This window comes from Mitsuaria sp. RG (assembly GCF_028369275.1).
Lineage (GTDB): Bacteria > Pseudomonadota > Gammaproteobacteria > Pseudomonadales > Pseudomonadaceae > Aquipseudomonas > Aquipseudomonas peradeniyensis.
The window spans coordinates 40,354-50,292 of the sequence record NZ_JAQMYQ010000042.1 but is presented as its reverse complement, the minus strand read 5'-3'; the positions used below and the strand labels follow the sequence as shown (position 1 = coordinate 50,292).

Annotated in this window: 8 protein-coding genes; 2 read left to right on the top strand and 6 right to left on the bottom strand. The window is 65.0% G+C overall.

The genetic code is table 11. The annotated features are described in order from the left end of the window. Positions 1-128 precede the first annotated feature (128 nt). The 5 genes from pcaF to pcaR form a co-directional block, all read right to left on the bottom strand. A complete protein-coding gene (pcaF, locus tag POF53_RS20430; protein WP_498969178.1) occupies positions 129-1,331 on the bottom strand; it encodes a 3-oxoadipyl-CoA thiolase in 1,203 nt (400 codons plus the stop codon). After that, entirely contained in the window at positions 1,331-2,110 is a 780-nt protein-coding gene (locus POF53_RS20425) for a CoA-transferase subunit beta (RefSeq protein WP_110737384.1), read from the bottom strand. Before POF53_RS20425 ends, pcaF begins: the two co-directional genes overlap by 1 nt. Further along, positions 2,107-2,967, bottom strand: a complete 861-nt coding sequence (locus POF53_RS20420) for a CoA transferase subunit A (RefSeq protein ID WP_203647856.1) — start codon at positions 2,965-2,967, stop codon at positions 2,107-2,109. Before POF53_RS20420 ends, POF53_RS20425 begins: the two co-directional genes overlap by 4 nt. 167 nt (positions 2,968-3,134) lie before the next feature. After that, positions 3,135-4,481, bottom strand: coding sequence for a 4-hydroxybenzoate transporter PcaK (pcaK, locus tag POF53_RS20415; RefSeq protein WP_203647857.1), 1,347 nt, complete (start codon positions 4,479-4,481; stop codon positions 3,135-3,137). 438 nt (positions 4,482-4,919) lie between these two features. Beyond that, a complete protein-coding gene (pcaR, locus tag POF53_RS20410; RefSeq protein WP_232854642.1) occupies positions 4,920-5,789 on the bottom strand; it encodes a pca regulon transcriptional regulator PcaR in 870 nt (289 codons plus the stop codon). Positions 5,790-6,356: 567 nt separating this feature from the next. Between pcaR and POF53_RS20405 the strand changes: the two genes are divergently transcribed. Together POF53_RS20405 and POF53_RS20400 are read left to right on the top strand one after the other, a co-directional pair. Further along, positions 6,357-6,557, top strand: a complete 201-nt coding sequence (locus POF53_RS20405) for a hypothetical protein (protein ID WP_050703906.1) — start codon at positions 6,357-6,359, stop codon at positions 6,555-6,557. 312 nt (positions 6,558-6,869) lie between these two features. Beyond that, the gene (locus POF53_RS20400) at positions 6,870-8,342 is read left to right on the top strand and encodes an inorganic phosphate transporter (protein WP_203647859.1); all 1,473 of its coding nucleotides are present in this window, start codon (positions 6,870-6,872) and stop codon (positions 8,340-8,342) included. 136 nt (positions 8,343-8,478) lie between these two features. Here the strand turns inward: POF53_RS20400 and POF53_RS20395 are convergent, their stop codons facing one another. Beyond that, positions 8,479-9,936, bottom strand: coding sequence for a helicase HerA-like domain-containing protein (locus POF53_RS20395; protein ID WP_498969175.1), 1,458 nt, complete (start codon positions 9,934-9,936; stop codon positions 8,479-8,481). Between the last annotated feature and the right edge of the window lie 3 nt (positions 9,937-9,939).

Sequence of the window (9,939 nt, the reverse complement as noted above, 5' to 3'; positions counted from 1 at the left end):
CCCCCCCCCCCCCCCCCCCCCCCCCCCCCCCCCCCCCCCGGCGGTATTCGCGTTGGAACACAAGTCTCGGGGCCGCTGCGCAGCCCTTTCGCGGCACAAGGCCGCTCCTACAGGGGGCGAGTCCAACTTCAGACCCGCTCGATGGCCAACGCCAGGCCCTGACCGACGCCCACGCACATGGTCGCCAACCCCTTGCGCCCACCGCTCCTCTCCAGCTGATGCAACGCCGTCAGCACCAGGCGCGCCCCGCTCATCCCCAGCGGGTGCCCCAGGGCGATCGCACCGCCGTTGGGATTGACCTGCGGCGCATCGTCCGCCAAGCCCAGCTCGCGCAGCACCGCCAGCCCCTGGCTGGCAAACGCCTCGTTGAGCTCGATGACATCGAAATCTGCCACCGCCACACCCAGCCGCTCGGTCAGCTTGCGCACCGCCGGCACCGGGCCGATACCCATCACCCGTGGCGCCACGCCGGCACTGGCCATGCCCAGCACCCGGGCGCGTGGCGTCAGGCCATGCTTTTTCACCGCCTCGGCCGAGGCCAGGATCAATGCAGCGGCGCCATCGTTGACGCCCGAGGCATTGCCTGCGGTAACCGTCTTGTCAGGGCCATTGACCGGTTTGAGCCTGTTCAGCGCCTCCAGCGTGGTGTCCGGGCGCAGATGCTCATCCTGCTCGACCACCGTCTCGCCTTTCTTGTGGGCGATACGCACCGGCACGATCTCTTCGGCGAAGTAACCGGCAGCCTGCGCGGCGGCGGCCTTCTGCTGGCTGCGCAGGGCAAAGACGTCCTGATCGGCGCGCGACACCTGGTAGTCGTCAGCGACGTTGTCGGCGGTCTCGGGCATCGAGTCCACGCCATGCTGCGCCTTCATCAACGGGTTGACGAAGCGCCAGCCGATGGTGGTGTCCTCGAGCTTCATATTGCGCGAGTAGCCGCTCTCGGCCTTGCCCATCACGAACGGCGCGCGGGACATCGACTCGACGCCACCGGCAATGGCCAGTTCCATCTCGCCACTGGCGATGGCACGAAAGGCGGTGCCGATGGCGTCCATGCCCGAAGCACACAGACGGTTGAGGGTCACGCCGGGAATGCTTTGCGGCAGGCCGGCCAACAGCAGCGCCATGCGCGCCACGTTGCGGTTGTCCTCGCCGGCCTGGTTGGCGCAACCAAGGAACACTTCGTCGAGCAGCCCCCACTGCACCTGCCGATTGCGCTCGACCAGCGCCTTGAGCGGCACCGCCGCCAGGTCGTCGGCGCGCACACTGGCCAAGGCGCCGCCGAAGCGGCCAATGGGGGTGCGGATGGCGTCGCAGATAAAGACGTCACGCATCAGGCTTCTCCTGCCGTCTGGCCATGGGCGGCGGCGGTGCGCGCTTCGAGGTCGCGCAGGGCGGACAGCTCGACATCGCTGGGTGCCGCAGTCTGCTGCACGTCGTCGGCGAAGCGGATCGCCCACCCGGTGGCGGCAACGATCTGCTCGCGGGTCACGCCCGGGTGGATCGATGTGACCACGAATTCATGGGTACCCGCTTCCGGCTCCAAGATGCACAGGTCGGTGATGATGCCGACCGGCCCCTCGCCGGGCAGGCCCAGGCGCTTGCGCGAGTCGCCGCCTTCGCCGTGGCCGACCGAGGTGATGAAGTCGAGCTTGTCGACGAAGGCGCGCGGCGACTGCTTGAGGATGATCAACACCTGCTTGGCGGAACCGGCGATCTCCGGTGCACCGCCGGCACCCGGCAGGCGAGTCTTCGGCGCGTGGTAGTCGCCGACCACCGTGGTGTTGATGTTGCCGAAGCGGTCGACCTGGGCCGCGCCGAGGAAGCCGACGTCGATGCGCCCGCCCTGCAGCCAGTAGCGGAAGATCTCGCCGGTCGGTACCACGGTGTCGGCGGTTTCGGCCAACTCGCCGTCACCGATGGACAGCGGCAGCACGCTAGGCTTGGCGCCGATCGGGCCGGACTCGTAGATCAGCACGACATCAGGCGACGAGGTCAGGCGTGCCAGGTTGGCGGCCTTGGACGGCAGGCCGATGCCGACGAAGCACACGGCACCGTTGCGCAGGCGACGGGCCGCCGCGACGGTCATCATTTCGGAAGTGGAGTAGCTCATTGCGCGGCCTCCGCGGTGCTGGCCAGCTTGGCCTGGAATTCGGTGAAGTCCCGGGTGCCATGGATAAAGGTATCGATCCAGGCGGTGAACGACTCGCGGTTGCGGGCGATCGGGTCCCAGGCCTGGTAGAAGCGGTTGTCGCGCTCGTAGTAGCCGTGGGCGTAGGACGGGTGGGCGCCGCCGGGCACCAGGCACACCGCGCTGAGCGCCCAGGTCGGCAGCACACAGGCATTCATCGGCGCATTCAGGTCATCGACGATCTCCTCGACGGTGACGATGCAGCGCTTGGCCGCCAGGGCCGCCTCCTTCTGCACGCCGAGGATGCCCCACAGCAGCACGTTGCCCTTGCGGTCGGCCTTCTGCGCATGGATCACGGTGACGTCCGGGCGCACCGACGGCACGGCGGCAAGCACCTCGCCGGTGAACGGGCAGGTGACGCTCTTGATCAGCGGGTTGACCTTCGGCAGGTCGGAGCCGGCGTAAGCCCGCAGCACCGCGAACGGCAGGCCGGAGGCGCCGGCGACATAGGCGTTGGCCAGGTCGGCGTGGCTGTGTTCCTCGATCTCGATGGCGTGCGGCCACTGCTTCTCCACCGCGTCGCGCAGGCGATGCAGCGAACCAACGCCGGGGTTGCCGCCCCAGGAGAAGATCAGCTTGCGCGCGCAGCCGGCACCGATCAGCTGGTCGTAGATCAGGTCCGGGGTCATGCGCACCAAGGTCAGGTCGCGCTTGCCCTGGCGGATGATCTCGTGACCGGCCGCCGTCGGAATCAGGTGGGTGAAGCCTTCGAGGGCGACGCTGTCGCCATCCTGGATGAACTGCTTCACGGCCTCGTGAAGCGAGAGGATTGCTGCCATTAGAGACTCCTGGTCAGGTCGAGTCGAGTCAGTGAGCAGCGGGCCATTGCGTCGCTGCGATGGGCCCAGATTACGGCGGCTGTCGGGATGGTAACAATCCGATAATCGCACTTTTGTGCGATTATCGAACCATTTGTTACTCTACTATCTAACGCGTACCTATCGCCTCAGGTCGCGTCGGCGTGGCTCACCAGCCCCTTCACCACTACGCCGATGGTGGCCAGCGCCGCTGGCACCAGCAACGCGGTCAGCACCTGCTCGAAGGTCCACCCCAGACCCAGCAGCGTCGCCCCGCTCCAGGCACCGAGAATCGCGCCGAAGCGACCGATCCCGAGCATCCACGATACCCCGGTGGCGCGCCCCTGGGTTGGGTAGAACCGCGCCGCCAACGACGGCATGGCCGATTGCGCGCCGTTCACGCACATGCCGGCGACCAGCACCAGCGTGGCCAGCAAGGTGATGTTGCCCAGGCTCTGCCCCACGGCATAGGCGAACACACCCGCCAGCAGGTAGAAGACGCCGATCACCTTGTGCGGGTTGAAGCGGTCCATCGCCCACCCCACGGCCACCGCGCTGAGCACGCCGCCGAACTGGAACAACGCGCCGATGAAGGCGGCCTGCTCCATGCTCGCGCCGCTGTCACGCATCAGGGTCGGCAGCCAGCTGGTCAGCAGGTAGACGATCACCAGGCCCATGAAATAGGTCAGCCACAGCAGCACGGTGCCCAGGCCATAGGTACCCGAGAAGATCACCGCGAACACGTTGCGCGCCGCCACCGCCTTCTGCTCCGGCACACTGAAGCTCGCGGCCTGTGCCACCAGCGCCGGAGCAATCGGCGCCAGGGTCCGGCGCACCTTCTCGGTGCCACGGTTGCGCACCACCAGGAACCGCGCCGACTCCGGCAGCCAGACCAGCAGCACCAGTGCCAGCAGCAACGGCAGCACCCCGCCGATCACCAGCAGGCTGTGCCAGCCGTAGGCCGGGATCAGCTTGGCCGAGATGAAACCGCCCCCGGCCATGCCCAGGTTGAAGCCACAGAACATGCTGGTCACCAGCAGCGACTTGAGCCGCTCCGGGGTGTACTCGGAGAGCAAGGTGGTGGCATTGGGCATGCCCGCCCCCAGGCCCAGGCCGGTCAGAAAGCGCAATACCAGCAGTTGCTCGACATTGGTCGCGTAGGCCGAGGCCAGGCTGAACCCGCCGAACACCAGCACCGCGCCCACCAGCACGCCCTTGCGCCCGAAGCGGTCGGCCAGCGGGCCGGAGCCGAGGGCGCCGAAGACCATGCCGATCAGCGCGGCGCTCATCACCGGGCCGAGACTGGCGCGGTCGATGCCCCACTCCTGGGACAGCGCCGGGGCAATGAAGCCCATGGCGGCGGTGTCCAGGCCATCGAGGAAGACGATCAGGAAGCACAGGATCACCACCCGCCATTGATAGCGCGACAGCGGTTGGTCGTTGATGAGGGACTGGACATCGAGGCAGTTGCCGACAGCGGATTGTGGCTTGTTCATTGTTGTTATCCGGGAGTTGGGCACAGGCAGGCTACCGCGCATCGCTGATGCGCAGGAACAGCAAACGGTGGATACGGCGAACTGGATCAGCCGGCGTGCAGCAGCACTGCGCGCGGGTGCGGCCGCGACAGCGAAGGGATGGTCTTCATGGGGATGCCCTCGGGCCTGTTGTTATTGTCCGGTCGGCGAAGCCGACTCGTGCGACAGACATTAATCAGCAGGCCTGGGCGGCGCAATTCGTCGGGAACGACACTGTGCGTTTATCGAACACAAAGCGCCCGGTTCCTGTGCGAGCAACTGTCATGTGCAAACTCCACTCCCACAAGTACTGCACAACGTCTGAGACAGTGGGAATCCCGTGGGAGCGGCTTCAGCCGCGAACACCGGCGAAGCAGGTGCCACAGGATTGTGCGCAGGAATGAGGAGCGTCTGTGCGGATCAGCCAAACAACTGGTGACACAGGTCCTGGCTGGCCGCCAGCAGGATCGGCAGGAAACGCTGCTCCAGTTCCCCACGGCTGACCCGACCGACATGGGTACTCACGTTCAACGCCGCCAGCACCTGCCCCGAGGCGTCATAGATCGGCACGGCAATCGAACGCAGGCCCTGCTCCAGTTCCTGATCAACCACGCACCAGCCCTGCTCGCGCACTTGCTGGATGCAGGCGAACAGCGATGCCGGATCGTGCAGGGTACGGCTGGTCCGCGCCTTGAGGTCCGCCCGCTCCAGATATTCGTGCAGGCTGGCGTCGTCCAGCGCCGCCAGCAGGATGCGGCCCATCGACGTGCAATAGGCCGGGAGCCGCCCACCGACCGACAGGTCGACCGAGATCAACCGCTCGACCGTGGCCGAGCGCGCTATATAAAGGATGTCGTCGCCCTCCAGCGTGGCCATGTTGGCCGCCTCGTGGAGCTGGTCGCTGATCCGGTCGAGGTAGGGCTGGGCCGATACCGCCAACGGCGTGGACGACAGGTAGGCATGGCCAAGGGTCAGCACCTTGGGCAACAGCGAATAGGTTCGCCCGTCGGTGGTCGCGTAGCCAAGCTTCATCAGCGTATGCAGACAACGCCGTACCGCCGCCCGGGGAATTTCCGTGCGGTGGCTGATCTGGGCAATGGTCAGGTGTCGCTTGCGCTCCTGGAACGCCTGGATCACCGCAAGGCCACGAGCCAGGGAGGTCATGAAATCCGGATCGCCGGTGAAGGCCTGGATGCGCTTGGCCGCGGACGCCACGATCGGCGGTGCCAGGGTGGGGCTGGTATTGCGCGCGGGCTCGTTCGCTGGCGGGCCGCTGGTTTCTTCGCTCATGGACATGCCTCAAAAAAATCGCTACCTCGTTCGATTATCGAACGAACGGCCGATAATCGCAATTGACCGCTGACACTTTTGCTTATACCTTTCCCCTGCCACATGTGGCTTCTTTGGAGAGACTGGTCAGGTACCCACCGTAGAAGTCCCAGGCAACGGCCTCGCCTCCCAGCGAGGCCGTTTTCATTTCCGACACCCATCGGCAAACTTGCCTACCACAACAACTTGAACTTTCAGCAGTCCGCTCGGACAAACCCTCTGTCCGCAAAGAATAACTTCAGGACTATTGTCAATGGCGGGTAAAGAACGATAGCCTTCGAATTGCCGATTGCTATAATCGGCTCATGTTGATTGTCTGCGCTGTATAACGGATCCAATCGACAAACTTTCGTTGCCTTCCTGACGCCTGCCCGCTGCCTGAGCAGTGGCTTGTCGTGTGGTGCGCCGCAGGTCGCCCTCCCACACTCTGTCCTTGCAGTGCAACGATGTGTTCGCGTTGCTGAATTTCCACATCCTGCGTGTGTATTTAGCGGCTGACGCCCAACTTCAACCTATTCAGGTATTACTGTGACGAAAGAAGAACTGCGCGCGGAACTCGAGCGCCAGGCCGAACGTTACAAGGATGTTTACGGTGGTGAAGTCACCACCTATGCCGCACAACCCGACCCGGAACGCAAACCCTGGCGTAAACGCGCCAGCATTCTCGACCAGGCCTTCGCCCAGGAAATCGAGAAGATCGAAAAGGAACTGCGCAGCGACGGCGAGTGAAGTCACACGATGTCATGGCGCCGCTATCGAGCAACGGTTGCGGCAAGGCATCCTGGGTGAAAATGCTCGATATGAAATGGAATCACACAAATTTCATACAAGCGTTTAAATTGCGGGCTCTCTACGAAAATCGTCTCAAATCGCTGATTTTTCTGAAATTTATCGATTTTTTACGACGTTTTTGCGCGAAAGCTCACCTGCGCCATGCAGGTGCGGGGTCGTCATTCCCCTGCCATCGGTCAGTGGCGGGTGCATCGATTGCCATGGTTTTCTGGCATAATCCGCCCCCCCTAAGACCGCCAGACAACCTTCATGATCGATTTATTCAGCGGACTGGATGCCTGGGTTATCGTGAGCCTGACGCTCGCTCTGACCTTCGTGCTCGCATTCGAGTTCATCAATGGCTTTCATGACACCGCCAACGCGGTAGCCACTGTCATCTATACCAAGGCCATGCCACCGCACCTGGCCGTGTTCTTCTCCGGTGTGTTCAACTTCCTCGGGGTTCTGCTCGGTGGTGTCGGGGTGGCCTATGCCATCGTCCACCTGCTGCCGGTCGAACTGCTGATCAATGTGAACACCGGCCACGGCCTGGCCATGGTCTTCTCGCTGCTGGCCGCGGCCATCACCTGGAACCTGGGCACCTGGTACTTCGGTATCCCGGCCTCCAGCTCGCACACCCTGATCGGCTCGATCCTCGGCGTCGGCCTGGCCAACGCCCTGATCAGCGACATTCCGCTGGGCGACGGCGTCAACTGGCAGAAGGCGATCGACATCGGCATGTCCCTGGTGCTCTCGCCCATGGCCGGCTTCGCTGTCGCCGCCCTGCTGCTGATCGGCCTGAAATGGTGGCGTCCGCTGTCGAAGATGCACAAGACCCCGGACCAGCGCCGCAAGCTCGACGACAAGAAGCACCCGCCGTTCTGGAACCGCCTGGTGCTGGTGATCTCGGCCATGGGCGTGAGCTTCGTGCACGGCTCCAACGATGGCCAGAAGGGCATCGGCCTGATCATGCTGGTGCTGATCGGCATCGTCCCGGCCAAGTTCGTCCTCGACCTGAACAGCACCACCTACCAGATCGAGCGCACCCGCGACGCCACCCTGCACCTGAGCCAGTTCTACCAGCGCAACGCCGCGACCCTGGGCGAGTTCCTGGCGCTGGGCAAGGCGCAGGCAAGCGATCTGCCGGAACAGTTCAGCTGCAATCCGCAACAGACCGAGCCGACCATCACCGCGCTGCAATCGTCGCTCGCCGGGGTGACCGACTACCGCGCCCTGAGCGCCGAGAAGCGCGTCGAAGTGCGTCGCTACCTGCTGTGCCTGGACGACACGGCGAAGAAGGTCGGCAAACTGCCGGGCCTGCAGGCCCGTGAAAAGGCCGACCTGGAGAAACTGCGCAAGGACCTGACAGCCACCACCGAGTACGCACCATTCTGGGTGATCGTCGCCGTCGCCCTGGCCCTGGGCCTGGGCACCATGGTCGGCTGGAAGCGCGTGGTGCTGACCGTTGGCGAGAAGATCGGCAAGCAGGGCATGACCTATGCCCAGGGCATGTCGGCACAGATCACCGCGGCCTGCGCCATCGGCATGGCCAACGTGTTCAGCCTGCCGGTGTCCACCACCCACGTGCTGTCGTCAGGTGTCGCCGGTACCATGGTCGCCAACAAGAGCGGCCTGCAGGGCGGCACCGTGAAGACCATCCTGCTGGCCTGGGTGCTCACCCTGCCGGCAACGATGGGCCTGGCCGCCGGCCTGTTCTGGCTAGCCACCAAGGCCATTGGCTGAGTGGTACGGCAATAGAAGAAGGCGCCCTCGGGCGCCTTTTTCGTGGGTATTTCTTCGCGGGTAAACCCGCTCCCACAGGGCAGTGGGATATCCCTGTGGGAGCGGGTTTACCCGCGAAGAGGTCGGTACAGGAAACTCAACGCTTCCTGCCCCCCAACAACGACCCCATCAACCCACGCACCAGCTGCCGCCCCAATTGGTTGGCCGCCTGGCGCACCGCCGACTTGATGGCCTGCCCCGCCGCGCTCTGCAGGAACTCACCGGCCTTGTCGGCGAAGCTGTCCTCATCGGCCTTGGCCTGGGGCGCCGGCTCCACCGGCTCGCCCTTGCGCTGGGTAAGCATTTCATAGGCCGACTCACGGTCCACCGGCTTGTCATAGCGCCCGGCCAGCGGCGATGCCGCGATCAGGGCCTGCCGCTCGACTGCGCTCAACGGCCCGATCCGCGACTGTGGTGGCGCGATCAGCACCCGCTGGACCATGGCCGGCGTGCCCTTCTCTTCCAACGTCCCGACCAGCGCCTCACCAATGCCCAGTTCGGTCAACACCGCCAGGCTGTCGAACGCCGGATTGGGGCGGAAACCATCGGCCACGGCGCGCAGCGACTTCTGCTCCTTGGCGGTGAATGCCCGCAAGCCATGCTGGATGCGCAGCCCGAGCTGGGCCAGCACCGCATCCGGCAGGTCGCCTGGTGACTGGGTGACGAAATATACCCCCACACCCTTGGAGCGGATCAGCCGCACCACCTGCTCCAGACGGTCCTGCAACGCCTTGGGCGTGCCGTTGAACAGCAGGTGCGCTTCGTCGAAGAACAGCGCCAGCACCGGCTTGTCGGCATCGCCACGCTCCGGCAGTTGCTCGAACAGTTCGGCCAGCAGCCACAGCAGGAAGGTTGCATAGACCTTGGGCGCGTCATGCACCAGGCGGCTGGCATCGAGCAGATGGATACGCCCGCGACCATCGCCTTCGGGGCGCAGCAGGTCCTCCAGTTGCAGCGCCGGCTCGCCGAACAGCGCCTCGGCGCCCTGCTGCTCCAGGGTCGCCAGGCGGCGCAGCAAGGCCTGCGTGGAGGCGCTGGTCATCAAGGCGCTGTCCTCGCCCAGCAGCTGGGGATTGTCCTTCAGGTGCGCGAGCAGAGCCTTGAGGTCTTTCAGGTCGAGCAGCAGCAGGCCTTCGCGGTCAGCCACCTTGAACGCCGCATACAAGGCGGCCTGCTGGCTGTCGGTGAGCTCCAGCAGATTGCCCAGCAGCAACGGTCCCATTTCGCTCAGGGTGGTGCGCAAGGGATGCCCCGATTGCCCCGCGATATCCCAAAGACTTACCGGATAAGCCTGGGGCTTGTGGTTCAGCCAGGGCATGCCGGCGATCCGCTCGGCCACCTTGCCCTGGGGCGCCCCGGCCGCGCCGAGGCCGCACAGGTCGCCCTTCACATCCGCGGCGAATACCGCGACCCCGGCATCGCTGAACAGCTCGGCCAGGTGTTGCAGGGTGACCGTCTTGCCGGTGCCGGTTGCCCCGGCCACCAGGCCATGCCGGTTGGCCAGGCGCATGGACTGGAATACCGGCTGACCATCAGGACCCGCTCCTACTACCATTCG